Origin of the sequence: Paenibacillus sp. Aloe-11 (genome assembly GCF_000245715.1) — a bacterium.
Lineage (GTDB): Bacteria > Bacillota > Bacilli > Paenibacillales > Paenibacillaceae > Paenibacillus > Paenibacillus kribbensis.
On record NZ_JH601051.1, the window covers coordinates 1 to 25811 of the forward strand.

The 25811-nt window shown below is 46.7% G+C and carries 26 protein-coding genes and 1 pseudogene; 26 read left to right on the forward strand and 1 reads right to left on the reverse strand.

Annotated elements, in window-relative coordinates; genetic code table 11:
- The 5 genes and pseudogenes from WG8_RS09835 to WG8_RS09855 all read left to right on the forward strand — a co-directional run.
- Positions 1 to 433, forward strand: a pseudogene (locus WG8_RS09835) (flagellar hook-length control protein FliK); the annotation flags it as partial.
- Positions 430 to 729, forward strand: a complete 300-nt coding sequence (locus WG8_RS09840; protein WP_007430005.1) for an EscU/YscU/HrcU family type III secretion system export apparatus switch protein — start codon at positions 430 to 432, stop codon at positions 727 to 729. The pseudogene WG8_RS09835 and the gene WG8_RS09840, both read left to right, overlap by 4 nt.
- Positions 729 to 1112 carry a YraN family protein gene (locus WG8_RS09845; RefSeq protein WP_007430006.1) on the forward strand — a complete coding sequence of 128 codons (384 nt, stop codon included), beginning with the start codon at positions 729 to 731 and terminating at the stop codon, positions 1110 to 1112. Before WG8_RS09840 ends, WG8_RS09845 begins: the two co-directional genes overlap by 1 nt.
- Before the next feature lie 169 nt (positions 1113 to 1281).
- Positions 1282 to 1833: a nitroreductase family protein gene (locus WG8_RS09850; protein ID WP_007430007.1), complete on the forward strand. Its 552-nt coding sequence runs from the start codon at positions 1282 to 1284 to the stop codon at positions 1831 to 1833.
- Positions 1834 to 1948: 115 nt separating this feature from the next.
- Positions 1949 to 3685, forward strand: a complete 1737-nt coding sequence (locus tag WG8_RS09855) for a YifB family Mg chelatase-like AAA ATPase (RefSeq protein ID WP_007430008.1) — start codon at positions 1949 to 1951, stop codon at positions 3683 to 3685.
- A 149-nt stretch (positions 3686 to 3834) separates the two neighbouring features.
- Here WG8_RS09855 and WG8_RS09860 read toward each other — a convergent pair whose 3' ends face one another.
- On the reverse strand, positions 3835 to 4263 hold the full coding sequence (locus WG8_RS09860; RefSeq protein WP_007430009.1) for an organic hydroperoxide resistance protein: 429 nt from the start codon (positions 4261 to 4263) through the stop codon (positions 3835 to 3837).
- Positions 4264 to 4410: 147 nt separating this feature from the next.
- Between WG8_RS09860 and WG8_RS09865 the strand changes: the two genes are divergently transcribed.
- The 21 genes from WG8_RS09865 (at position 4411) to flgG (ending at position 25772) form a co-directional block, all read left to right on the forward strand.
- The gene (locus tag WG8_RS09865) at positions 4411 to 4881 is read left to right on the forward strand and encodes a MarR family winged helix-turn-helix transcriptional regulator (RefSeq protein ID WP_007430010.1); all 471 of its coding nucleotides are present in this window, start codon (positions 4411 to 4413) and stop codon (positions 4879 to 4881) included.
- A gap of 335 nt (positions 4882 to 5216) precedes the next feature.
- On the forward strand, positions 5217 to 6377 hold the full coding sequence (gene sucC / locus WG8_RS09870) for an ADP-forming succinate--CoA ligase subunit beta (protein ID WP_007430011.1): 1161 nt from the start codon (positions 5217 to 5219) through the stop codon (positions 6375 to 6377).
- A gap of 49 nt (positions 6378 to 6426) precedes the next feature.
- A complete protein-coding gene (gene sucD, locus WG8_RS09875; protein WP_007430012.1) occupies positions 6427 to 7356 on the forward strand; it encodes a succinate--CoA ligase subunit alpha in 930 nt (309 codons plus the stop codon).
- Between the two features lie 227 nt (positions 7357 to 7583).
- Entirely contained in the window at positions 7584 to 8702 is a 1119-nt protein-coding gene (gene dprA, locus WG8_RS09880; RefSeq protein WP_007430013.1) for a DNA-processing protein DprA, read from the forward strand.
- Positions 8703 to 9068: 366 nt separating this feature from the next.
- Entirely contained in the window at positions 9069 to 11171 is a 2103-nt protein-coding gene (topA, locus tag WG8_RS09885; protein ID WP_007430014.1) for a type I DNA topoisomerase, read from the forward strand.
- A 27-nt stretch (positions 11172 to 11198) separates the two neighbouring features.
- Complete coding sequence (gene trmFO, locus WG8_RS09890) at positions 11199 to 12539, forward strand: FADH(2)-oxidizing methylenetetrahydrofolate--tRNA-(uracil(54)-C(5))-methyltransferase TrmFO (protein WP_007430015.1); 1341 nt, start codon at positions 11199 to 11201, stop codon at positions 12537 to 12539.
- 26 nt (positions 12540 to 12565) lie between these two features.
- Positions 12566 to 13108 (forward strand): ATP-dependent protease subunit HslV, encoded by a 543-nt coding sequence (gene hslV / locus WG8_RS09895; RefSeq protein ID WP_007430016.1) that lies wholly within the window; start codon positions 12566 to 12568, stop codon positions 13106 to 13108.
- 36 nt (positions 13109 to 13144) lie between these two features.
- Entirely contained in the window at positions 13145 to 14545 is a 1401-nt protein-coding gene (gene hslU, locus WG8_RS09900) for an ATP-dependent protease ATPase subunit HslU (protein ID WP_007430017.1), read from the forward strand.
- Between the two features lie 408 nt (positions 14546 to 14953).
- Positions 14954 to 15361 carry a flagellar basal body rod protein FlgB gene (gene flgB / locus WG8_RS09905; RefSeq protein ID WP_007430018.1) on the forward strand — a complete coding sequence of 136 codons (408 nt, stop codon included), beginning with the start codon at positions 14954 to 14956 and terminating at the stop codon, positions 15359 to 15361.
- Between the two features lie 6 nt (positions 15362 to 15367).
- Positions 15368 to 15820, forward strand: coding sequence for a flagellar basal body rod protein FlgC (gene flgC, locus WG8_RS09910; RefSeq protein WP_007430019.1), 453 nt, complete (start codon positions 15368 to 15370; stop codon positions 15818 to 15820).
- Between the two features lie 39 nt (positions 15821 to 15859).
- Positions 15860 to 16174 carry a flagellar hook-basal body complex protein FliE gene (gene fliE, locus WG8_RS09915; RefSeq protein WP_007430020.1) on the forward strand — a complete coding sequence of 105 codons (315 nt, stop codon included), beginning with the start codon at positions 15860 to 15862 and terminating at the stop codon, positions 16172 to 16174.
- A gap of 35 nt (positions 16175 to 16209) precedes the next feature.
- Entirely contained in the window at positions 16210 to 17793 is a 1584-nt protein-coding gene (gene fliF, locus WG8_RS09920; protein WP_007430021.1) for a flagellar basal-body MS-ring/collar protein FliF, read from the forward strand.
- Positions 17794 to 17804: 11 nt separating this feature from the next.
- The gene (gene fliG, locus WG8_RS09925) at positions 17805 to 18821 is read left to right on the forward strand and encodes a flagellar motor switch protein FliG (protein WP_007430022.1); all 1017 of its coding nucleotides are present in this window, start codon (positions 17805 to 17807) and stop codon (positions 18819 to 18821) included.
- Complete coding sequence (locus tag WG8_RS09930) at positions 18814 to 19650, forward strand: FliH/SctL family protein (RefSeq protein WP_007430023.1); 837 nt, start codon at positions 18814 to 18816, stop codon at positions 19648 to 19650. The genes fliG and WG8_RS09930 overlap by 8 nt, the downstream gene beginning before the upstream one ends.
- Complete coding sequence (gene fliI / locus WG8_RS09935) at positions 19637 to 20956, forward strand: flagellar protein export ATPase FliI (protein ID WP_007430024.1); 1320 nt, start codon at positions 19637 to 19639, stop codon at positions 20954 to 20956. Before WG8_RS09930 ends, fliI begins: the two co-directional genes overlap by 14 nt.
- A gap of 10 nt (positions 20957 to 20966) precedes the next feature.
- Positions 20967 to 21410: a flagellar export protein FliJ gene (gene fliJ, locus WG8_RS09940; protein ID WP_007430025.1), complete on the forward strand. Its 444-nt coding sequence runs from the start codon at positions 20967 to 20969 to the stop codon at positions 21408 to 21410.
- A 47-nt stretch (positions 21411 to 21457) separates the two neighbouring features.
- Positions 21458 to 22444, forward strand: coding sequence for a MotE family protein (locus tag WG8_RS09945; RefSeq protein WP_007430026.1), 987 nt, complete (start codon positions 21458 to 21460; stop codon positions 22442 to 22444).
- Positions 22445 to 22470: 26 nt separating this feature from the next.
- Positions 22471 to 23928 carry a flagellar hook-length control protein FliK gene (locus WG8_RS09950; protein WP_007430027.1) on the forward strand — a complete coding sequence of 486 codons (1458 nt, stop codon included), beginning with the start codon at positions 22471 to 22473 and terminating at the stop codon, positions 23926 to 23928.
- A gap of 19 nt (positions 23929 to 23947) precedes the next feature.
- Positions 23948 to 24481: a flagellar hook capping FlgD N-terminal domain-containing protein gene (locus WG8_RS09955; protein WP_007430028.1), complete on the forward strand. Its 534-nt coding sequence runs from the start codon at positions 23948 to 23950 to the stop codon at positions 24479 to 24481.
- The gene (locus tag WG8_RS09960; RefSeq protein WP_007430029.1) at positions 24478 to 24858 is read left to right on the forward strand and encodes a TIGR02530 family flagellar biosynthesis protein; all 381 of its coding nucleotides are present in this window, start codon (positions 24478 to 24480) and stop codon (positions 24856 to 24858) included. The genes WG8_RS09955 and WG8_RS09960 overlap by 4 nt, the downstream gene beginning before the upstream one ends.
- Positions 24859 to 24962: 104 nt before the next feature.
- The gene (gene flgG, locus WG8_RS09965; protein ID WP_007430030.1) at positions 24963 to 25772 is read left to right on the forward strand and encodes a flagellar basal body rod protein FlgG; all 810 of its coding nucleotides are present in this window, start codon (positions 24963 to 24965) and stop codon (positions 25770 to 25772) included.
- Positions 25773 to 25811: the final 39 nt, after the last annotated feature.

The window sequence follows — 25811 nt, forward strand, 5'->3', positions numbered from 1 at the left end:
GCTGCTGCTAAATACCGATCGGACGGCCCCTTTTGCACAAGTACACATGTTTATTCCGTTTGTCGGACCGGACGGTCGTGAAACAGCTACCATTCAGATTCAGTCTCGTCGTGGCAAACGAGGGGAGCTGGATTCATCCAACTGTCGTCTTTGGTTTGATTTGGACATGAAGGGGCTTGGACCGACGTTGGTGGACGTACAAGTCGTGGACCGAATTGTGAGTCTCAAGCTCCATAATGATCAGGAGTGGGCCGCTTCGCTGTTAACCAGCGGACGTGAATCCCTAAATATGGCTTTGGAGTCATTAGGATACCAGCTTCTATCGCTTCGTACCGAGTCTATGCCGATTAGGACTGAACCGGACAGCACCGTTTCTTCCGAGGTACAAAGCTATGTACCTCAGCCGTATAAAGGAGTCGATCTTAAAATATGAAAGAGCCGTTGGAAGCTCCCTCTCCTTCCAGGAAGAAGGCAGTCGCCCTCAAATATACGCCCGGTGAGAACGAAGCCCCGATTGTCGTTGCCAAGGGGAGCGGCCGCGTTGCGGAAAGCATTTTAGAAAAAGCCAAAGAGCATGGTGTTCCTGTACAGGAGGATGCCGCGCTGGTTGAGGTATTGTCCAAGCTGGATTTGGACGAGCAAATTCCTGCGGAGCTCTATCATTTGGTAGCAGAGGTGCTTACCTATATTTATCAAATGGATAGGCTTGCTCCGATGGATGACAGGTGATGGGGAATGAAATGAGGACCGGAGGCAAGGATCGACGGAAAGCTAAAGGGACGATGGGCGAACAGGCAGCGGCTTTATTTTTGGAGGAGCTGGGTTATCAAATCATAGCGCGTAATTGGCGTTGCCGCAGCGGTGAACTGGATTTGATTGCCAAGCAGGAGGACACACTTGTGTTTATTGAAGTACGTAGTCGAAGCAGCTCCAAGTATGGAACGCCAGCAGAATCGGTCACCGCGCGTAAAATAACCCAGGTTCGCCAAACAGCCTCCGTATATTTGCATATGAACGGGATTGGAGATGCTCCAATCCGTTTTGATATGCTTGCTGTACGATTAACCGACGAAGCGGCTGTTGTTACGGACCATTTCATCAATGCGTTTTAAAATGCGTTTTAAAAAGAGCGAGAACTTTTTTGAAGGGAAGCAAGCGAACTGAGTTTCTATATGTACAGGTTGACAGGAAGGAAAGCTAAAGGTATATTTTATTGATAATGGTTATCATTTTCATCATATAATGGGCATTTGGAAGCTGTACCTATGAAGGAGGATATACGTGACAAAGCAAACCTTTAGTGAACATGTCATAGATGTAATTCAGGAACGTCGCACCATTAAAAAATTCAAAGCTGATTCCATTCCGGTAGACACCATCAAAGAATTGCTGGACGTCGCTGTATGGGCCCCTAATCATAAAATGCGTGAACCGTGGCGTTTTTTGTTGTTTGCTGGTGAAGGACGGAAAAAGCTTGCAGAAGCCATCGCAGCCGATGTGGGCAAGGATAACAAGTTTGAGAGCGGTATTTTGCACAACCCCATTCAGCTTTTAGTTGTACTGGAAGAAGATCCGCGTCAGGCGGTTTGGGATGAAGATTTTGCAGCAGTCAGCGCTCTTGTGCAAAACTTTATGCTTGCTGCATGGAGTAAGGGAATCGGAACGTTTTGGGTGACAAAACCATTTTTGTACTCGCCTAAATTCCGTGAACCCCTGGGAATTCAACCGGGTGAAAAGGTAATTGGGATGATATATGCAGGCTATCCTGAGGTCATTCCTGAACCAAGGCCACGTACATCGGCAGCTGATAAGCTGACCTTGTTTGACAAATAATCTGTGGTCAGATAATCTTAATTAAGGCTTATGAAAATTTGGAAGCACCTTTTTTCATATATGCAATGATTCCCGTTGGGAGACATTTCAGTATGAGGAGAGGTGCTTTTTTGTTATGTATGGAAAATTACACGGAGCTTGTCTGTATGGAATAGATGGTGTCCTGATTGAGGTGGAGACGGATTTGTCCAATGGCCTGCCTCAGACTGCCATTATCGGATTGCCCGATTCGGCGATTCGGGAGGCCGTGGAGCGTGTGCGAGCAGCAATCAAGAACTGTGGCTTCAAATATCCGTCCCAGCGTGTAACGATAAATTTAGCCCCTGCTGATTTGCGTAAGGAGGGCTCATCTTTTGACCTTGCTATCGCTTTAGGGCTGCTGACAACCAGTGGACAGGTTGTTCTACCAGATGGGGAAAGGACGCTGTTTATTGGCGAACTGGCGCTGGATGGCAGCATTCGGCCTGTAAATGGAGTGCTGTCCATGGTGGATCTGGCAAAGCGAGAAGGGTTTCATTCGGTGCTGCTTCCTGAGGAAAATGCGAGGGAGGCCCGTCTGATCACGGATATACGTATTTACGCTATTCGTCATCTGACAGATCTCATTCCGGTTAAAGATCATGCACAATACACTGGTGGAGAGCAACCGACCGATCTAGGTTCTAATCCTGTACCTCTTCCAGCTTACGATCAGTCCATGAACGAAGTCGCAAATCAGATGATAGATTCTGTCTCCAATACAGCTATAAATCACACTTCAAAGCCTAGTCAAGAAAAGCATACAGCTAGACAACAGGTCATAATCCATTCCTATGACCATTTAACTCAGGCAGAGCATGTACCGCTGCGTGAGGAAAAAGAGATCATCAGCAGCATGGAGGATTATAGCGATGTGCTTGGTCAGCTGCACGCCAAACGTGCGTTGGTTATCGCTGCGGCTGGAATGCATAATATCCTTCTTATGGGACCACCAGGGGCCGGAAAAACGATGCTTATCCGCAGGCTGCCTTCCATCCTGCCGCCTTTGGCTGAAAAGGAGGCACTAGAAGTGACTAAAATATACAGTGCCGCCGGGAAGTGGAAGGAGACATCTCCCCATCTGATGAACATTCGACCATTTCGTTCTCCTCATCATACGATTTCTGCTGCTGGGTTGGTAGGAGGGGGAGGTATACCCAAGCCGGGAGAAATCAGCCTTGCCCACTGGGGAATTTTATTTCTGGATGAGCTGCCTGAGTTTAGCCGCCATGTGCTTGAGGTGCTGCGTCAGCCGCTGGAGGACCGCAATGTTACAATCAGCCGTTCACGTGCTGTTTTTAAATATCCGGCGCACTTTTTGCTTGCTGCTTCCTTAAATCCATGTCACTGTGGCTTTTTCGGCAGCGATATGGAACATCAGCGCTGTACCTGTTCACCTGCGGCTGTAGCCCGCTACCGTTCGCGTATTTCCGGTCCGCTGCTGGATCGGATTGATCTCCAACTTGAAGTATCGCAGCCGAAGGATTGGCGAGAGGAAAAAGAATCACTGTCGTCGGCTGAAATGCGAAGGCAGGTGCTGGCTGCACAAGCGATACAAATCCATAGATACGGCAAGCTTCCCTTTTCATGGAATAGTGAATTGTCTGGGCAGATGCTGCGTAAATATGCGGTATTGGAACAAAACGCGGCTAAGCTGCTCAATCAGACGATGGATGCACTTGGTTTAAGCATGCGCGCATATGATCGAATTCTCAAGCTGTCTCGCACGATTGCGGACTTAAATGAGTCAGAAAAAATCAAGGCTTCGCATGTTGCTGAAGCTATTCAATATCGTAATATGGACAGGACTAGCGCCAGTCTTCTCGATGGCTGATATGAAAAAAGGGCAAAAAAAAGCTCCAGACGCAAAGTTCTGGAGAAGAAAAAAAGATTATGACAATGTGATTATACTATGAGTATATCACTTTCGTATATACGATTATGCATCATCTACCATGTTACTTGTTGGAAGGTACAGTAGTTTTACAGGACGTTCAGCTTCACTTCAATATTTCCGCGGGTAGCGCGGGAGTATGGACATTGCTCATGTGCACCTTCCACCAGTTTTACTGCTGTCTCATGATCTACACCTTTTACCAGTACGTCCAGATTTACTCCAATTCCGAAGCCGCCGTCTTCCACTTTACCTAATTGGACTGTGGCTGTTACTTCAGTACCTTCGTGCTTAACGCGTTGCATACGGGCGACCATATTTAAAGCACTGTCAAAGCAGGCGGAATATCCTGCAGCGAACAATTGCTCAGGATTCGTTCCTGCACCGCCTGCGCCACCCATTTCTTTTGGCATATCAATATTTAAACGAAGCTCAGGGGAGGAAGACTCGATATAACCGTTACGTCCACCAACCGTTTTTACTGATGTTTCATACATTTTTTGTTGAATGGTCATCATAATTCAATCACTGCCTCTCGCTCGATTTATATTTTACACAATTTAATTTAACAAAATAATTATTGTTTGTAAAGTATTTTGTGCAATTAGCATGTATTTTGCTATATAATGTGCTAAAATAGTGACGAAAGTAGGTGATCTGACAACATGGACCATAGTCATAACGAAGGTGCAGCATTAAAACTTGATAACCAGTTATGTTTTGCCATATATGCGTGTTCGAGAGAGATTACGAAGCTGTACCAGCCTTATCTTGATAAGCTTGGTGTGACGTATTCACAGTACCTGGTGCTAATCGTGCTCTGGGAGCGTGAAGAATGTACGGTGAAGGAATTGGGTGAAGCGTTGTACCTGGATTCCGGTACACTGACTCCGCTATTAAAGAGATTGCAAAATGCCGGATTGATTGATCGCAAGCGTTCGACTCAGGATGAGCGCAAAGTGCTGATTTCTCTGACGACAGAGGGAAGTGCATTGCGAGAAAAAGCTCTATCTGTACCAGGATGTATTCAGGAAAAAACGAGTATGACCCAAGATCAATTTGGTTCGCTTCTGCTGCAGTTCAATGATCTGCTGGACCGTGTCCATCAAGCGAATGTGAAGATTGAAAAATCATAATAGGCACTTTCAGTTACGCTACAATCTGATTGCCCAAGTCGTTCTTAGCTGAAAAAAAGAATGCCTGATGACATAAAGTGCCTCTCGTGGTGGGTTGTAACTCCATTCTGAGAGGTGCTTTTTTGCGTACCATTGTATAAAAATGTATCAAAAGTAAATACCCATTAATATCCAAACATTCGATTTTGGGAATGATAATGATATCAAAATACTGTAATTCATGAGGTTAAATTATAAGGAAAGCGTTTTAAAAACATGTTACAATGATGTAGGTTTAGTATAGATTTCCTTGTGAACCGCCCTTGTTGCAGTCATGTTGATAGGAGGATTCCAGAATGAATATCCATGAATATCAGGGTAAAGAAGTATTAAAGCAGTACGGAGTGGCTGTACCGAACGGTAAGGTTGCCTATACGGTGGAGGAAGCCGTTGCTGCGGCAGAATCGCTTGGAAGCGCTGTTACGGTGGTAAAAGCACAAATTCATGCTGGTGGACGCGGTAAAGCGGGTGGCGTGAAGGTAGCCAAAGGCTTGGAAGAGGTGCGAACTTATGCCTCTGAAATCTTGGGAAAGGTGCTGGTGACGCATCAGACCGGACCTGAAGGTAAAGAAGTCAAACGCCTTTTGATAGAGGAAGGCTGCGACATTCGGAAAGAATATTACGTCGGCGTTGTTGTAGATCGTGCAACCGGACGTATCGTGATCATGGCCTCGGAAGAAGGCGGTACGGAAATCGAAGAGGTAGCTGCGGCTACTCCAGAGAAGATTTTTAAAGCGGTCGTTGATCCAGCGATTGGGCTTCAGGTGTATCAGGCTCGCAAGCTGGCTTATGACATTAACATTCCTAATGAGCAGGTAAACAAAGCGGTCAAATTTATGCTGGCGTTGTACGAGGCTTTTGTGGACAAGGACTGTTCGATTGCAGAAATTAATCCCCTAGTCGTTACAGGTGATGGAAATGTACTGGCACTGGATGCCAAACTGAATTTTGATTCTAATGCGTTGTTCCGCCACAAAGATATTTTGGAATTGCGCGATTTGGATGAAGAGGACGAGAAGGAAATTGAGGCATCCAAATACGATCTAAGCTATATTGCCCTCGACGGAAATATTGGCTGTATGGTCAATGGTGCAGGCTTGGCGATGGCAACAATGGATATTATCAAATATTACGGTGGCGATCCGGCCAACTTCCTGGACGTAGGGGGCGGTGCGACGACGGAAAAGGTGACCGAAGCGTTTAAAATCATTTTGGCCGATCCGAAGGTAAAAGGTATTTTTGTGAACATTTTCGGCGGAATTATGCAGTGTGACATCATTGCGAACGGCGTTGTGGAAGCTGCCAAGCAGTTGGGGCTGACTCGTCCGCTTGTTGTCCGTCTCGAGGGGACGAATGTCGAGTTGGGCAAGCAGATTTTAGCGGAATCCGGGTTAAATATCGTGGCTGCAGATTCCATGGCGGATGGCGCCCAAAAAATCGTTGAACTTGTTCAATAGCCTGTTTGCATTCCGATATGCCGAATAAACGATAGGGGATGTGAAGATCGTGAGTATTTTGGTCGATAAGCATACAAAGGTGATTACACAGGGGATTACGGGAAAAACGGCGTTGTTTCACGCCAAGGGTGCGCTTGATTATGGCACACAGATGGTAGGAGGCACCTCTCCGGGCAAAGGCGGCACAGAGGTGGAAATTACGCTGGAGAACGGACAACAGGTTAAGCTGCCGGTGTTTAACACGGTGAGTGAAGCAAAGGAAGCTACGGGTGCAACTGCAAGCGTGATTTACGTGCCGCCGGCTTTTGCAGCGGATTCCATTTTGGAAGCCGTGGATGCGGAGTTAGACCTCGTAATTTGTATTACTGAGGGTATTCCGGTGCTGGATATGATCAAGGTCAAACGTTTTATGGAAGGTAAAAAGACGGTTCTGATCGGTCCGAACTGTCCGGGTGTTATTACGCCGGGTGAGTGTAAAATCGGTATCATGCCTGGTTACATTCATCTGCCAGGTCATGTAGGTGTTGTGTCACGTAGTGGTACGTTGACCTATGAGGCGGTGCATCAGCTGACAACCCGGGGCATAGGACAATCTTCTGCGGTCGGTATTGGCGGTGATCCTGTTAAAGGCTCGGAATTCATTGATATTTTGCGGCGCTTCAATGAGGACCCCAAAACTCACGCTGTTATTATGATCGGGGAAATCGGTGGTACAGCCGAGGAGGAAGCTGCCGAGTGGATTCGGGATCATATGACCAAGCCGGTGGTTGGTTTTATCGGCGGTGTGACTGCACCTGCAGGCAAACGAATGGGGCACGCAGGCGCCATTATTTCCGGTGGAAAAGGGACAGCCAAGGAGAAAATTGCTACGCTTGAAGCCTGCGGGATCAAGGTAGCACCGACTCCTTCCGAAATGGGCTCGACGCTGGTGAGTGTGCTGGAGGAACGCGGTATTCTGAATTTGTGTACGACACATTAAGTCGTGTTTCTTCATTAATATACAGGCTGTAAATTAAATCGAAATTTGCTGCCTTCTAGTGTATAATGAAAGAAAGGTAAGCAACCTTTTTATCTTCTGTAACAGGGGATGAAAAGGTTGCTTTTTTTGCGTTGAGACAGGCTTGTCAGGGAAACGCTTGCAAAATAATGCAATGTGCCACAAAATAAGGGAGGGTTTACTCTTCCCGTGAATGGGGGAACCGCAGTTTGGAAGAAAGATGGCTTTTGTTAGGTTTACATGAATTAGAGGGAATCGGAAGGAAGACCATTCAGCGTATTTGGTCGAGTGATTATCGACTCCACGAGCTGCTGCATTTTAGTGAGCAGAAATGGATGGAGATTGGATTAAGTTCTGCTCAGGCTCGCCTAGCGGCACAGTGTTACAACGAAGAATGGGTTCATGAACGATATCAGCGAGCTCAATCCGGTGATATTGGAACGATAACTTATGTAGACGAGGATTATCCCCTATTAATGAAGGAAACAGTTGATCCTCCTTGGGTAATCTATACAAAAGGGGATAAATCACTTTTGCATACATGCGCTGTAGCTATGGTAGGAACTCGCGTTCCCACTGCGTATGGACGCAGAGCAGCGGAGATACTAACAGAGGGATTATGTCGTGCTGGGATTACGGTGGTTAGTGGATTGGCAAGAGGAATCGACAGTATTTGCCATGAAGCAGCGCTGCGCCAGGGAGGAAACACAATTGGTGTGCTCGGAACCGCGATTGATCAAATTTATCCACCTCAAAATGCGTCTTTATTTGCAGAGTTGGCAAGCAGAGGCTTGATCGTATCGGAGTATCCACCAGGCACGAGATCTCATCCGGGAATGTTTCCGCAGCGTAACCGAATTATTGCCGGCTTGACGAAGGGAACGCTTGTCGTCGAAGCAGATGCAAGAAGTGGCTCTCTCATTACAGCTGATGCTGCAATGGAGGCAAATCGAGATGTGTTTGCTGTTCCCGGACCAATTACGTCACCGAAGAGTAGAGGTACGCTCAGTCTGATTAAGCAAGGAGCCAAAACGGTCACTGAAGCTTCGGATATTATTGAAGAGTATGCAACTGATTTGCGTACAAGGGATGTTTCTTCATACAATAGAGAGCAGGGTCGCGATGTAAGGGAGGTCTTGAAAGCGCCAGAAAGTGAAACTTCCGAGGAGAATCGTATTGTGCTGTTACTGGAGCAGGGGACCATGACTCTGGATGAACTGCTTGAAGCCACTGCATGGGATTTTGGACTTTTACACGCAGTTCTGTTATCGTTAATCATAAAAAAAAGGATCGCCCAGCTGGCGGGCACAAAATACAAGCTTATTTAGCAGTTGTTTTTGCAAAGTCCTTAGGCAAAGTCTTTAGTTAGTAATTGTACAAATTCAATTTTAAACATCAGGTGAAGGGAAGTAGGACATTCATTCGCACTGCGGATTCCTATTCCCTCCCCACTTCCTGAAATGTGTTGACTTTATAGCTCGCAGTAGCGCAGCAAGGGATTTGAATTCGGAAAAGCGATAGCGTTCGCCTTTGTAATGGAATTCTAACCTTATCGAAGGTTTTATAAAATCTAAGAATTCCATTACAACAGCGATTGTAGAATCAAATCCATTGTGGAGCGTCTCGCGCTATAGCTCACCACATTTCAGGAAGACTATCATATTCATGTATGCAATCGAGAGGAGGAAGAGCCTATGGCGGATTCACTCGTCATCGTGGAATCGCCTTCCAAGGCGAAGACGATCGGCAAATACTTAGGCAGCAAATATATCGTCAAGGCTTCCATGGGTCATATCAGGGATTTACCGAAGAGTCAGATCGGCGTAGAGGTCGAAAATGATTTTAATCCCAAATACATTACCATTCGAGGTAAAGGCTCAATTCTAAAAGAATTAAAGGATGCCCGGAAAAAAGTAAAAAAAGTATATCTGGCGGCTGACCCGGATCGCGAAGGCGAGGCTATTGCTTGGCATCTGGCACATGCGCTGGAACTGGATGATACAGCAGATTGCCGTGTTGTATTTAATGAAATTACGAAGCAGGCTGTTAAGGATGCTTTTAAAACACCACGCAAAATCAATATGGATCTGGTCAATGCCCAACAGGCCAGACGCATACTTGATCGGCTTGTTGGCTACAAAATCAGTCCGCTTCTGTGGAAAAAGGTAAAAAAAGGTCTGTCCGCAGGTCGCGTGCAGTCCGTTGCGGTGAAAATTATTTTGGATCGGGAGACCGAGATCAGTGAGTTTGTACCGGAAGAATACTGGACGATTACAGCCAAGCTAGCTATTAAGGATAGCACCTTTGAAGCGAAATTCCACAAGCTGCGCGGCGAAAAGAAAGAGCTTTCTAGCGAAGCAGACGTGCAGGAAGTATTAAAGGCGATTGGCAAATCGTCTTACAAGGTACAAGATGTGAAGGAGAAAGAGCGTCTTCGCAATCCTTCTCCACCATTTACAACAAGTTCATTACAGCAAGAGGCAGCTCGGAAGCTCAACTTCCGTGCATCCAAAACGATGTCTGTAGCTCAGCAGTTATATGAGGGCGTGGATTTAGGTAAGGAAGGGACCGTGGGTCTGATTACGTATATGCGTACGGATTCCACACGGATCGCCGCTTCGGCTCAAGAGGAAGCAAAGGAAATCATCATTCAAAAATATGGCGAAGATTTTGTACCTGAAAGTCCTCGTCAGTATTCAAAAAAATCGGCCAACGCTCAGGATGCGCATGAAGCGATTCGTCCAACTTCTGCCTTGCGTGATCCAGAAACCGTTAAGCCGTTTATGAGCCGAGATCAGTTCCGGTTGTACAAACTGGTATGGGAACGTTTTATGGCGAGCCAGATGGCTTCCGCTATTATGGATACCCTGTCCGTTGATATTGAAGCAGGTGAGACGATTTTCCGCGCAGCCGGTTCTAAAGTTCGTTTTCCAGGCTTTATGAAAGTATATGTGGAGGGGAATGACGACGGTAAAACCGAAGAAGATAAGCTGCTGCCGCCACTTCAACCGGGCGATAAGCTGAAAAAAGAATCGGTTGAACCAAAGCAGCATTTTACACAACCGCCTCCTCGTTATACGGAAGCAAGACTGGTCAAAACGCTGGAAGAATTGGGTATAGGGCGCCCGAGTACGTATGCTCCTACGCTGGAGACCATTCAGAAGCGTGGTTATGTCGCCATTGAGGAAAAGAAGTTCTTCCCTACAGAGCTGGGAGAATTGGTCATTGAACAAATGGAGGAGTTCTTTCCTGAGATTCTGAATGTGGAGTTTACTGCCAATATGGAAGATGATCTTGACCATGTAGAAGATGGAGAAGGAAATTGGGTTCAAGTCTTGAGTGACTTTTACGAGTCATTTGAGAAGCGTCTGGAAGTGGCAGAGGAAGAAATGAAGGAAATTGAGATCAAGGATGAAGTGTCTGATGTCATCTGTGATAAATGTGGCAGCCCAATGGTGTATAAGCTAGGTCGCTTTGGTAAATTTCTGGCCTGCTCTGCCTTCCCGGATTGCCGCAACACTAAGCCAATTGTCAAGGATATTGGGATCACTTGTCCTACATGCGGTGAGGGCCATGTCGTCGAACGACGGAGTAAAAAAGGACGTGTCTTCTACGGTTGTGATCGCTATCCGGAATGCGATTTTGTATCTTGGGATAAACCGTCCATTAAGCCTTGTCCAAGCTGTAGCGGTCTAATGGTCGAAAAACGAACGAAGCAGGGAACGAAGCTCAATTGTACCGTCTGTGATCACAGCGAAATGCTGGAAGAGAGCGATGAGGGTGTAGAGACTTCTTAAGAACAACAATAGCAGGGGGATTTATACGTGAGTGAAATGCAAAAGGTAACGGTCATCGGAGCAGGTTTGGCGGGCAGCGAAGCTGCCTGGCAAATTGCAAGCCGTGGAGTACCTGTCAAGTTATATGAAATGAGGCCGGTAGTAAAAACACCGGCACATCATACAGATAAATTTGCTGAACTGGTGTGCAGTAATTCCTTGCGAGCAAACGGTCTAACAAATGCAGTGGGCGTGCTGAAGGAAGAAATGAGAATGCTGAATTCCTTGATTTTGAGCGCAGCGGACCGTCATGCTGTTCCAGCTGGCGGTGCGTTGGCAGTGGATCGTGACGGATTTTCCGGCCATATTACAGATACACTTCATCAGCATCCGCTGATTGAGGTCGTGAATGAAGAGCTTCAGGAAATTCCACAGGATGGCATTGTGGTCATTGCAACAGGGCCCTTAACTTCTCCGGCTTTGTCAGAACAGATTAAATCGCTGATGGGAGAGGAGTATTTTTACTTTTACGATGCTGCAGCCCCGATTGTTGAAAAGGACTCCATTGATATGAGTAAGGTTTACCTGGCCTCCCGTTATGATAAGGGAGAAGCGGCTTACTTGAATTGTCCGATGAATGAAGCGGAATTTGACGCTTTTTATGAGGCCTTGATTACGGCTGAGGTGGCACAAGTTAAGGAATTTGAAAAAGAAATCTATTTCGAGGGCTGTATGCCTATCGAAGTGATGATGCAGCGTGGGAAACAGACTGCATTGTTCGGACCCATGAAGCCAGTTGGGCTAGTAAATCCACATACAGGCGAACTGCCGTATGCAGTTGTTCAGCTTCGCCAGGATAATGCTGCAGGCACGCTGTATAATCTGGTTGGCTTCCAGACTCACCTCAAATGGGGGGAGCAAAAGCGTGTATTTTCTATGATACCGGGTCTCGAAAAGGCAGAGTTTGTACGTTATGGTGTGATGCATCGTAATACCTTTATTAATTCTCCTCAGCAGCTTCAACCAACCTATCAATTCAAGGGGAGAAGCAATTTGTTCTTTGCCGGGCAAATGACCGGCGTAGAGGGGTATGTGGAATCAGCAGCTTCAGGCTTGCTTGCGGGAATGAATGCGGCGCGTGCGGCGCAGGGACAGGAATTGTTTGTATTCCCAGCGGAAACGACACTAGGCAGTATGGCGCGGTATATTACGACCGCGGATTTCAAGCATTTTCAGCCGATGAATGCAAACTTCGGTCTGCTGCCAAAGCTGGAGAAGCGGATCCGCAATAAGAAGGAAAAGAACGAAGCGCTCGCGAATCGCGCACTGGAAAGCTTGCGTCGTTACATCGATGAAACAGGAGTTATGACAGCTGAAGTACAGGCATAAGGATGAAGGAAAAGGAGGAGCGCGTTATGGATATGTCCTTTCATGCTACCACCATCTGCGCTGTACGCCACAATGGCAAAGGAGCTATTGCGGGTGATGGACAGGTAACGTTCGGCAACAGTGTTGTTATGAAGCAAACTGCTAAAAAAGTACGTAGATTGTATCGTGGGCAAGTCGTTGCGGGATTTGCGGGTTCGGTGGCCGATGCCATCACATTATTTGAAAAGTTTGAAAGCAAGCTGGAGGAACATCACGGCAATCTGCAACGGGCTGCCGTAGAACTGGCTAAGGACTGGCGACAGGATCGTATTCTGCGCAAGCTGGAGGCGCTAATGATTGTGATGGATACCTCCGGCATGCTACTCATTTCCGGAGGCGGGGAAATTATCGAGCCAGACGATGATGTACTTGCGATCGGCTCAGGCGGTAATTTTGCATTGGCGGCTGCTCGAGCGTTCAAACGTCATGGAACTGATATGGATGCAAAGGATATGGCGCGGGAAGCTTTAGAGGTCGCTTCGGAAATATGCGTGTATACAAACAATCAGATTATCGTGGAAGAACTGTAAATCGGCTCTGAGTATTCAAGGGTGGAGGAATGCAAAATGAAGAATCAATCGTTGACGCCCAGACAAATTGTATCCGAGCTGGATAAGTATATTGTCGGACAAAAGCAGGCTAAAAAATCTGTTGCTGTTGCCTTGCGCAACCGTTATCGTCGCAGTAAGCTGCCGGATGATGTCCGGGATGAGATTGTGCCTAAAAATATTTTGATGATCGGGCCGACAGGTGTGGGTAAAACGGAAATTGCGCGTAGACTTGCACGGCTTGTGGGGGCTCCTTTTGTCAAGATTGAAGCGACCAAATTCACAGAAGTGGGCTACGTTGGTCGTGATGTGGAGTCCATGGTACGTGATCTGATGGAAACCTCCATACGCATCGTGAAAGCGGAGCGAACAGAGAATGTGAAGGACAAAGCGGAGGACATGGCCAATGAACGGATTGTCAACATTCTTGTACCTGCGGAGAAGTCGGGCAAATCGCAGCGTAATCCCTTTGAAATGCTGTTCGGTAACAACCCGGGTGCTGCGGTAGAAGAAGAACAACCACAACAGGACGCTTCCTTGGCGGAGAAAAGACGCAAGGTCAAATTTGATTTGCTGTCAGGTAAGCTTGAGGATGAGATCATAGAGATTGATGTGGAGGATACCGCGCCCAATATGCTCGATATGTTTGCCGGGCAAGGAAATGAACAAATGGGTATGAATATGCAGGAGATGTTCGGAAGTTTTCTGCCCAAGCGGACTAAAAAGCGCAAGTTATCCGTGAAGGAGGCCCGTAAGGTTCTGATTCAGGATGAGGCCGCTAAGCTGATCGACATGGATGATGTAATTCAGGAGTCTGTGAAACGTGCTGAACAGTCCGGTATTATTTTCATCGATGAAATAGATAAGATTGCCAGCCAGGGCAAGGGGAATGGTCCTGACGTTTCCAGAGAGGGCGTCCAGCGTGACATTTTGCCTATTGTCGAGGGCTCTACCATTATGACTAAATACGGTCCGGTAAGAACGGATTACATTCTGTTTATTGCTGCAGGGGCCTTTCATGTCGCCAAGCCGTCTGACCTTATCCCTGAACTTCAAGGCCGTTTTCCCATCCGTGTAGAGCTGAGCAGTTTGACCCTGGATGAGTTTGTATCGATATTGACGGAGCCTAAAAATGCGCTGACCAAGCAATATACGGATCTGCTCCGCACTGAAGAGATCGAAGTTGAATTTTCAGCGGATGCGATCCGTGAGATTGCCAGCATTGCCGAGTCCGTAAATCGAAACACGGAAAATATCGGCGCGCGCCGTTTGCATACTATTTTAGAAAAGCTGCTGGAGGATTTATCCTTCGAAGCTCCTGAGCTTACATTGGATCGTATGATCATTACGCCTGAATATGTTCGTGAGAAGCTGGGTGATATTGCCCAAAACAGGGACCTTAGTCAGTATATTTTATGAATAGGGTTTCTAAAAATAGGGTGTGTGGTCCAGAATAACACTATCTTGCACCGTTAAATAGACCTAGTTAAAAGTTAAGTTGATGATTTTTCTGTCTATTCCAAAAGTAGGACGTGTAATCTTTTACAGGTGTAAAGTGCTAAAAAAAAGCTCGTTTTCTCGAAAAAAACCTGAAAAATTTAACATTTTATGCATCTAAAGCCCTCTTTTTTAAAAAAGATAGGGCTTTTTTCTTATTGTAATTAGGTCCCAACTCTACGAAACTTAGAATATATGACAGAAAGCAATTATTTTCTACTTAAGACCTAAGAGAAATGTATAATTATGAAATTAAATTGTCGAAAAAAAGTGAAAAATCTTGTTTTATTGAATCTTACTTTGGAGTAGACGCTGGAAGGGAGGAGCTAAATGAATCTGCTGGGTGATATTAGCTTTCAAAAGCTTCAGGCAGGTGTTCAGGCGGCCAATACGAGACAACGTGTGATAGCCAACAACATTTCCAATGTGGATACCCCGTATTTTAAGCGTTCGGAGGTTTCATTTGAAGAATTGCTTCAGCAGCAAATGGACGGTGATGTAACACCACTGCGTGGAAAAGTTACCAATGCAAGACATTTTCAAATAGGACCTGTGAACTCTATTCCGGACGCTATGGTCACCAAAGATGGGTACTCAGTCATGAACAATAATATGAACAACGTCGATGTCGACAGAGAAATGAGTCTTATGGCTGAAAATCAACTAAGATATAATGCCTACATCCAAGAAATTAATGAACGTATCAAAATGATGAGAACAGCGGTAGAAGGGAGATAGGATTAGGTGAAGATTAACAACGGCTTTGATATTAGCGCATCTGCACTTACGGCCCAACGGTTGCGGATGGATGTTATATCAAGTAACATCGCGAACGCAGAGACAACTCGGGCCAAAGTGGAGAATGGACAAGCAATTCCATATCGGAGAAAAACGGTTGTTTTGGAGCCGAACCAATCTGGCTTTGCCGATGTTTTGAAGGCCCAAATGGAAGGAAATGGCACAGGTGCCGCTGGCGTCAAGGTTGCGCAAATTCAGGAAGATCAGTCACCTTTGAAGCCTGTGTACAATCCAGGCCACCCGGACGCTGATAAAGATGGCTATGTATATATGCCTAATGTAGACATTATGAAAGAAATGGTTGACATGATTTCTGCAACACGCTCGTACGAAGCCAATGTAACAGCTCTGAATGCATCAAAAGCGATGGTTTCCAAAGCGCTTGAAATCGGTCGCTAAGTTCCAGGACTACTAACTATTGAATAGGGAGAGTAAAGCATGATTCAAAACGCCATGTTTAATGTACAGACACCGGTAATACAGCAGATTCAATCGCCTAACAATGAGTTGACGAAAGCGACACCTTCCGAATCCTTAAAGGATTTTGGTTCTTTCCTGAAGGATGCTCTCAATGAAGTAGGGCAGCAGGAAGCCGCTACACACCAGATGTCCGACCAATTCATGGCAGGCAAAGTTGATGTGGATCAAGTCATGATCACTTCTCAGCAAGCACTGCTTTCCCTGCAGCTTACGACACAGGTCCGAAACAAAGCGATCGAAGCCTATCAGGAGATCATGCGCACACAGATGTAAAGAGGGTCTAGCAAAGTTTCGGATGGGGTGACGGAGTGAACGAGAGAATCGCCCAATATCGGGATAAAATTGCCGGGTATTGGAATAATTTCAGCAAAAAACAGAAGATACTACTTGTTTCGACATTAGCATTCATTATTATTGCAATTGTAGTGCTAACGATGCAGTTTACTAAAACCGAGTATGAAGTGGCTTTCCGGGACTTGAATGCAAACGATGCTGCCGGAGTCATTAAATATCTCGATTCAGCGGGTATACCGTATCAGCTCAACGCTGGTGGGACGCAAATCTCAGTCCCTACTGCAAGTGCGGATAAGGCAAAGGTAGACGTTGGGTCTCAAGGCCTGATTCAAAAGGGCTCAATCGGCATGAGTGCTTTTGACCAGTCTTCCTCGGCAATTGGTATGACGGAGAACGAGTTCAATGTAAAGTATAATAACGCATTGAATGGCGAAGTACAGCAGCTGTTGGAACGGATGGATGGTGTCCAAAGCTCTAAAGTTGTCATTAATATGCCGAAGGAAAACATTTTTGCCGGACTTGAAGAGAAGGACAAAGCTTCTGCTTCAGTGCAAATGGAATTTGAACCTGGCTTCACGCCAAATCAACAAGCCATTGATGGCTACTTTAATCTGGTGAAAACGGCTGTGCCGAATTTGCCAGTGGAGAACATTACAATCACCAATAAGGAATATGAGTTGATTCCAACAGCCAAGGGCGGCCAAGGAGGACTCACTAGTGGTGTGCAGGAAAACATGGCTCTACAGAAGAAGTTTGAGAGCGATGTAAGGAATAATGTTCAACAATTTTTGTCGAAAATTGTTGGGGATGACAAGGTGAATGTACTGGTCATGTCCCAGCTGAATTTTGACAAAGTAACATCTAAGGAACAAATGGTCACACCTGTTGACCAGGCGAAAATGAAGGGCATTGAAATCAGTGCTCAACAAATTCAGGAAAGCTATACGGGCAGCAGTGGACAAACCGGAGGAGTTGCAGGAACAGGAACGCAGGATATTCCAGGTTACCCTGGAGGAGCCAATTCCGGCAACACCAGCTCAGATAAGAGCTCGAGTACAATTAACTACGAAGTTAACCGAATTGCGAGAGATATTATCCAAAGTCCGTACGTTGTAAAAGATTTAACCATTAATGTGGCGGTTGAACCACCAACAGGACAACAAACGTTGGATACTGCAACTCAGACAGCAATTCAAAATATCTTGGTTAATATTGTAAGAGCTTCGTTGGCGAATTCCGGTACTACCTTTACAGACGCTGATTTGGCCAAAAAGGTTTCAGTTTTCTCTCAAACTGTCCCGGCGCCAGCGAACACCAACACATTCTTCTCGGCTTCCAATCCGTGGGTTTGGGGCATCGGAGCTGCAGTCCTGGCATTGTTGGCGGGTGCAATCTTCCTGATCGTGCGTCGTCGTCGTAAACAGGAAGAAGATCTAGAGGAAGATTTGGAACTCATGCCAACGCCGACGGAGTTCCCGTCTATTACCATGGAAAGTGTGACAAATGAAAGCCAAGTGCGTAAACAGCTTGAAAGTTTGGCGAAAAAGAAACCCGACGAATTCGTCAATCTGCTTCGTACATGGCTGGCTGACGAATAGAGGTGAGTTCATTGGCAAAGGCAAGCAGTCAAGGTTTAACGGGAAGACAGAAAGCGGCTATTCTTCTGATCACAATGGGGCCAGAAGTATCTGCTCAAATATTCAAACATTTGCGTGATGATGAGATCGAGCAACTTACATTGGAAATTGCCAATGTACGGAAGGTCGATGCCATTGAAAAAGACTCCATTATGGCCGAGTTTCATCAAATTTGTCTGGCTCAGGAGTACATTTCCCAAGGCGGTATCAATTACGCGAAAGAAATATTGGAAAAAGCGCTCGGATCACAAAAAGCGGTCGAAGTCATTAACCGCCTGACGGCAACGCTACAGGTGAGACCATTCGATTTTGCCCGCAAGGCTGATCCAAACCAGATTTTGAATTTTATACAAAATGAGAATCCACAGACGATTGCTCTCGTGCTTTCGTACTTGCAATTCGAGCAGGCGGCGGTTATTCTGTCGTCCCTGCCACAGGAGAAGCAGGCAGATGTGGCCCGGCGTGTTGCTGTCATGGATAGCACATCTCCGGAAGTTATTTCACAAGTGGAACGTGTGCTGGAACAAAAGCTGTCAGCAACCGTAACACAGGATTACACGAATGCAGGCGGTATCGAGTCCATTGTTCAAATTCTGAATGGCGTAGACCGCGGAACCGAGCGTACCATTCTCGACTCGCTTGAAATTCAGGACCCTGAACTGGCTGAGGAAATCAAGAAGAGAATGTTCGTATTCGAGGATATTGTCAATATCGACAATCGTTCCATTCAACGCATTATCCGCGATATCGACAACTCGGATTTGCAGTTGGCGCTTAAAGTATCCAGTGAAGAAGTACGCGATGTGATTTTCCGAAATATGTCGAAACGTATGGCAGAGACCTTCAAAGAGGAAATGGAGTACATGGGACCGGTGCGGCTGCGTGATGTGGAAGAAGCACAAACACGTATCGTATCCACGATCCGCAGATTGGAAGAGGCCGGTGAGATTATAATCGCACGCGGCGGAGGAGATGACATCATTGTCTAACTTGATCAAATCTTTCCAATATGTGCCTGTAGAGGCTTTGAAAACGATTGATGTGGCACATGCATATGCGCCAGAAACGACGGACGAGGAAGTCACAACTGAATATATGGAGCCGGAGCCCCAAAGAGATTATGAGGCTGAGCGGCTCCGGGATGAAATGCTGAATGATGCCAAGGATTTTGCCGAACGGCAGGTTCGTGAGGCGGCTGAAGAAGCGGAACGGATGCTTCAGGAAGCACAGCAGCAGATTGAAGACTGGTGGCAGGAACGACGTGAGAATGACGATCAATTAACCCAGTCGTTAAAAGCCGATGGCTTCCAGCAAGGCTATGAAGAAGGTCAGAAGCTGGCTGAGGCAGAGCTCCAGACAAAATCGGAGCAAATGATGGAAGAAGCACAGGAAATTCTGCGTCAGGCTTATGAGATTAAAGAGCAGCTGATTCAGGAAGCTGAGCCGTTTTTGGTCGAATTGAGTAGCGCTATTGCTGAGAAAGTCATTGAAAAGCAGCTTAGTCTTGAGCCGGAATATACGATCGAGCTCATTCGCAAAAATTTGGCTCGCAAGCGGGAAAAAGGAACTATCACGTTGTGTGTGTCGCCTCAGCATTTCGCATTTGTGCAAGGCGCGCGCGAAGAACTGTCATTAACTGTTGATTCACAGGCAGAACTGCAAATTATTCCTGATGGTACCGTGAAAGATCGCGGTTGTGTGATCCGTTCTTCCTTTGGAAGCGTGGATGCACGAGTTGATACGCAATTAGCGGAGATCAAAAAAGAACTGCTGCGTCTGGCACATGAGAATGAGGAGCGAAGACATGAAGGGGCTTAATGCACAGCGCTACATGGATCATTTGCGACAGCTGGACCCGGTTCGGGTAAACGGCAAGGTAACACAGGTTATCGGATTGATGGTGGAATCGGAAGGTCCGGATGCCAGCATTGGGGACGTTTGTTACATTTATCCGGGCAAAACGGCCAAACCGCTGCAGGCGGAGGTTGTGGGCTTCAGAGACAACAAGGTACTTCTGATGCCGCTGGGAGAATTACAATCCATAGGTCCCGGTTGTGATGTCGTAGGAACCGGGAAACCACTCAATGTGCAGGTAGGATCAGAGTTGTTAGGCAAAGTGCTGGACGGTCTGGGTCAGCCGCTGGATGGTTCGTTGATTCCCTCGAGAATGGCGAGATATTCGACCTTCAATATTCCTTCCAATCCGCTGAATCGTCCGCGTGTGCAGGAACCGATCAGTATCGGAGTGCGGGCTATCGATGGATTGCTAACCATTGGAAAAGGACAACGGGTTGGTATTTTTGCCGGATCTGGTGTAGGCAAGAGTACCCTGATGGGAATGATTGCACGTAATACGGAGGCCGATGTCAACGTAATTGCGCTGATCGGAGAACGTGGACGCGAGGTACTGGACTTTATCGAACGGGACTTGGGCCCGGAGGGGCTCGAACGTTCTGTGGTTATTGTGGCTACTTCCGACCAGCCTGCATTGATTCGCATTAAGGGTGCACTCATTGCGACGACGATCGCAGAGTATTTTCGGGATCGCGGGTTGAACGTCATGCTGATGATGGACTCCGTTACCCGGTATGCTATGGCTCAGCGTGAAGTAGGACTGGCCATAGGGGAGCCGCCAGCAATGAGAGGTTACACCCCTTCCGTGTTTGCCAGCTTACCGAAGCTGTTGGAGCGTGCAGGAACGGGGCCTACCGGCTCCATAACTGCCTTTTATACAGTGCTGGTCGATGGTGACGACATGAACGAGCCCATCGCGGATGCGGTGCGCGGAATTTTGGATGGACATATTGTATTGAACCGGGGGATTGCTCACAAAGGGCATTTTCCTGCAATTGATGTGTTAGCGAGCATAAGTCGGGTCATGAAGGACATTTCACCGCGTGATCAGATCGAAGCTGCCGAGAACATTAAGCGTTTGATGGCCATTTACAAAAATTCGGAGGACCTGATTAACATTGGGGCCTATCAGCAGGGTTCAAATGCAGAAATTGACGAATCCATAGAGCGCATACGGGATATATGGGATTTTACAAGACAAAGAACAGATGAAAAGACTGAGCTGGATGAGGTACGGGAACGTTTGATTTCTGAATTTACGAGGAGATGAAGGTTGAACGATGAGATTTCAGTATTCCTTTCAGAAAGTTGTAGACTTGAAAACGAACGAAAAGTCACAGGCCGAATGGTTGCTTTCCAGTGCTGTTGGACAATTGCAGGCTGAAGAGCAGACATTGTTACAGCTTGTAGGCGAAAGGAATCGGGTCATATCAGCCATTCAAAAGGCTGCCGAGGATTGCGCGCCACTCTCTACTATTCAGGAATTACAAGCTTATGTTAATCATCTGGACCAATGTATTACACGCAAGCATAAAGACGTTCAATATGCGCAGCAAAATGTGCAAAGCAAACAAACCGTTTTGACCGATAAAATGCTGGATGAACAGGTTTGGCTGAAAGCGAGAGAGAAGGCCAACGTGAAATTCCAACAGGAAATGCTCCTGCGCGAGCAGAACGAGCTGGATGAAATGGCTTCCGTGCGATTTGCCATGAAAGCCCGGTAAGCGGAAAGTCACAGGATAAGCATATCAGCTGCCTGAGGAGGAAGACGATGGCACAGAAGTTAGCAGATAATGAACTGGATATGGATTTAGAAAAAGAATCAGGCGGGGGATTTGAACGGTTTATGTTTTTCCTGATTCCGATTGTTTTCACAATCGTTCTGGTCGGGGTCCTGCTTACACTGTTCAATATGGATTTCAGAAGCGAAATGATTTCATTGGGGAACAAAATTCCAATTGTGAAAAATTGGCTTCCTGAATCAAAAGATAAGGCTGCTCAGACGAAAGAGGCAGATCAGAAGGCCCAGTCTGAAAGTTCTGAAGCAACCATACAGCAGTTAAAGACAGATTTGGCCAAACAGACGGAGGAGCTTAAAAAGGCTTCCGCTGCCAAAACGGCCCAGGATAAAAAGGTTACAGAACTGCAGAATCAAGTCAATTCGCTGCAAACGCAACAGACACAGGTCGGTCAGCAGGGACAGACAGGTACGCAAGCCGCAGGTGCTACTGCTAGCGGAACAGCGAATGAAGATCCATATGTAAAGCAGGCGAAGGATCTCGCTTCCATGTATGAAGGAATGACAGCAAGCAAGGCGGCACCGATTATGGAAAACCTGACTACGGAAGAAACTGTACAACTGTTAAGTTACATGGATCCTGCAAACAGTGCGAAAATCCTGCAAAAGATGGATGCCAAAAAGGCTGCCGATATTACCATGGCTCTGAAAAATATTACACCATCCACGGATTTGTCAGTAGCTGCGTTGCAGTCCCGTCTGAAAAAGGATCAAAGCAGTACAGCGGGAACGACGAGTAAAAGCTTGCAAAACACTCAAATCAGCAGCACATTTGCTTCCATGGACAAGAAAAGCGGTGCTGAACTTATTTTACAAACTTATAAAATCAGTCCGGACAAGGCGTTAAACATATTAAATACAGTAGATGATTCAACACGTGCTTCTTTACTGCAAAATATGTCTGCCAAGGATGCAGGACAGACCGCAAAAATTTTGAACAAGCTGATGGGCAGCAAGTAATGTACATGAAAGGAGGTGAAAAATAAATGACCCTTATTTCTCAAAGTGTATCTCTTGGTTCCAGTCAGACAGCGGGTAGCACGACGTCAGCATCAACAACGAATACAGCAGCAGCTGGAGCAGCAAACGGTGCGTTTAATCAAACACTTACGCAAATGATGACAGGCGGGCAAACGGGCTCAGCCGGGGCAGATGCTAACGGTTCTCCATTAGTTATGGTACTTCCACTTATTGCAGCTGGAGAATCTGTGGAAGCTCCATCCGAGCCGCTTGTCGAAACATTGGCTCCTTTGCTGCAAAATCTTGAGCAGCTGGATGATCAGGTAGCTTCTGATCCTGCTCTGCTTGCAGCTCTGCAATCATGGATTCAGCAAGTTCAACAGTTTTTGCAAGGCGGCGGAGCTAACCAACAGACAGATGGTGGAGAAACGACAGAGGCAACAGGCTTAACAGCTTTGGCAGCTAATCCGGCTACTCTTCGATTTGCATTGCAGGACGCTTTGTCACAACTTGCTAATGTAGCAGAGCAGGCTTCAGGAGAACAAAAATCCCAGGTGACACAGCTGCTACAATCGCTTCAAAGCGTGACAGCTGGTACGGGAACTATTTCCGATGAGCAGTGGAATGGTGTGATGAAAGCTGTGGAACTCGCTGATGCTGGAGATTCACAAGCTGCTCAGCCTTCTGCAAATCGTGCTAATGGTACTCAGACATTGACTGTAGCTTCTACAGACAAACAGGTTGTTGCTCCTGAGCAGCAAGCGAGTCAAGGTGGAACGAGTCAACAAGGCTCAGAAGGACAACGTTCATCCACTAATCTGCATGTTCAATCTGCAGTTAAAGCGACTGCAACGGATGAAGCTAGTACATTCGTAGATGCAACTGAGCAAGCGGACCCGGCAGCTACTGACAATCAGACTCCAGTGATCACGACTGCAGGACAGCTTTCGGTACAGACGCAAGGAACAGCACCTTCGGCTCCGGCCCAACCTGTCGTGCATGTACGACAATTTGCCAAGGAAATGACTGAATTTGTAGTGCAGAAGCTTGATATTGTAAAGCATTCCGGTTTAACGGAAGCTACGATCATGCTTCGTCCGGAACATCTGGGCCAGCTGGAAGTTAAGCTGACGATGCAGAATGGTCATCTGGTCGCCCAGTTCATGACAGAGCATAGCGGAGCGAAAGATTTGCTGGAGCAGCAAATGTCGCAGCTGCGTACCAGCCTGCAAAGCCAGGGCATTCAGGTTGATAAGGTGGAAGTAACACATAATGAATCACTTTCCTCCCATATGTATCAGGATGGCCGCGGCTCCGGTGCTAATCAACAACAGCAATCCAACCAGCGTTCCAAAGCTCAAAGTAGAGAAGAGAACGAGGATGCTTTGAAGGTAGCCGAAATGGCAGAAGAGCTGCGCAACTGGACAGCAGAACAACGCGCAGATGATGTGAATCGGACAGGTTCCTTTACAGCACAAGCGTAATGATGGAGGTGAGAACACTATGACGACTACAGACAACAATGTATCCACCAGTAACGTCTGGCCGAATTACAATGTGAATAATGTCAAAACAGCAAGTGCCAAGGATACCAAAACGATGGGTAAGGATCAATTTTTGAAAATTTTGATCACCCAGCTGCAAAATCAGGATCCGATGCAGCCTTTGGAGGATAAAGAATTTATCGCTCAAATGGCCCAGTTTTCTTCGGTGGAGCAACTGATGAACATTTCTACGCAGTTGACTGCATTGGGACAGTCTTTGGGCACAGCCTCCGGATTGATAGGGAAGGAAGTTAGCTGGATTGAGGCAGGTAAAAAAGATCCCCTGACGGGTGAAACAGCCGCAGGTACGACGAAAAGCGGAATCGTAGATTCTATCGTTATTCGCGACGGTGTGCAGTATGCCAAAATGGGATCGTCCGAGGTAGCATTAAAAGATGTTACATCGGTAGGCCAGCCTAACTCAACAGCTCCTGCAACAGCAACGTCAGATACTACACCTTCTTCCTCTACTGGAAGCGGTGAGAACTCATGAATGACAGAATGACGGTTGGACGCCTTTTTCCCGCCAATGTTCCTCCGGCAGCGATTCCGCAAAACCGGACTAATCCAGTGCCGAAGAATGCCAAACCATTCGATCAGGTGCTGCAGGAACAGGTTGTCAAGCTGAGCAATCATGCGGCCAAGCGGCTGGAGCAGCGAGGAATAGAGTTGAGAAGCGATCAGATGGAAAAGATTAACTCCGCTGTCGATAAGGCGGCTGCCAAAGGTGCCAAGGAATCATTGATTTTGATGCAGGATATGGCTTTGATTGTAAGTGTGCCTAATCGGACAGTAGTTACAGCAATGGACAAGCAGTCCATGGAGGATAACGTATTTACGCAAATAGACAGTGCCGTAATTATTTCATAAAAATGGTATACGAAGTGGCTGGCCCGAACAGGAAAGCCATGAAAAAGCCGCGGATCGACTGATGCGGTTAACGAAGCAACCAAACAGAGGAGGATTTACACTCAATGTTGAGATCAATGTATTCAGGTGTATCGGGCATGAAGGGCTTTCAAACAAAGCTGGACGTTATCGGTAACAACATTGCCAACGTAAACACAACAGGTTTCAAATCCAGCCGGGTCATGTTCAAGGATATTTTGAGCCAAACAAGTTCGGGGGCAAGCGCACCGGACGGTACGACAACTGCAGGTCTAAATGCCAAGCAGGTTGGTCTAGGGGTATCCGTCAGCTCGATTGACACACTGCATCTTCCAGGTAGCGCAATGACCACCAATAATCCGACAGATTTGCGTATTAACGGCGACGGATTTTTCTTGGTGAAAATGAATGACGCACAAGAGGTCCCTTATCTGACCCGTGCGGGTGATTTTCACGTAGACGCGAACCGAAATCTGGTTACCTCTGATGGATTTTTCGTAGTAGATACAGGCGGAACTCCAATCACACTTGCAGACAACGTTACTGCGTTCTCTGTCTCGCAGGACGGTACGATTGTACAGCAATTGGATGATGGTACGACTGATAACGGTACTCAAATTGGTGTGGCTAGAGTTACTAACCCGGAAGGCTTGGAGAAAATCGGCGGGAGCTTGTACCGTACTACAGTAAACTCCAACATTGATGCAATTGAGCCGGGTGCAGCAAATGCTAATGGTCTGGGAGCTATCATTGCGGGCCAACTGGAAATGTCCAACGTTGATCTGACTGGTGAGTTTACCGAAATGATCGTGGCTCAGCGTGGGTTCCAAGCGAACTCGCGTATCATTACGACCTCGGATGAAGTGCTTCAGGAAGTTGTAAACTTGAAACGATAATCTCATTTAAACGCGGAGGAGTAGAGTCTCCTCCGCACC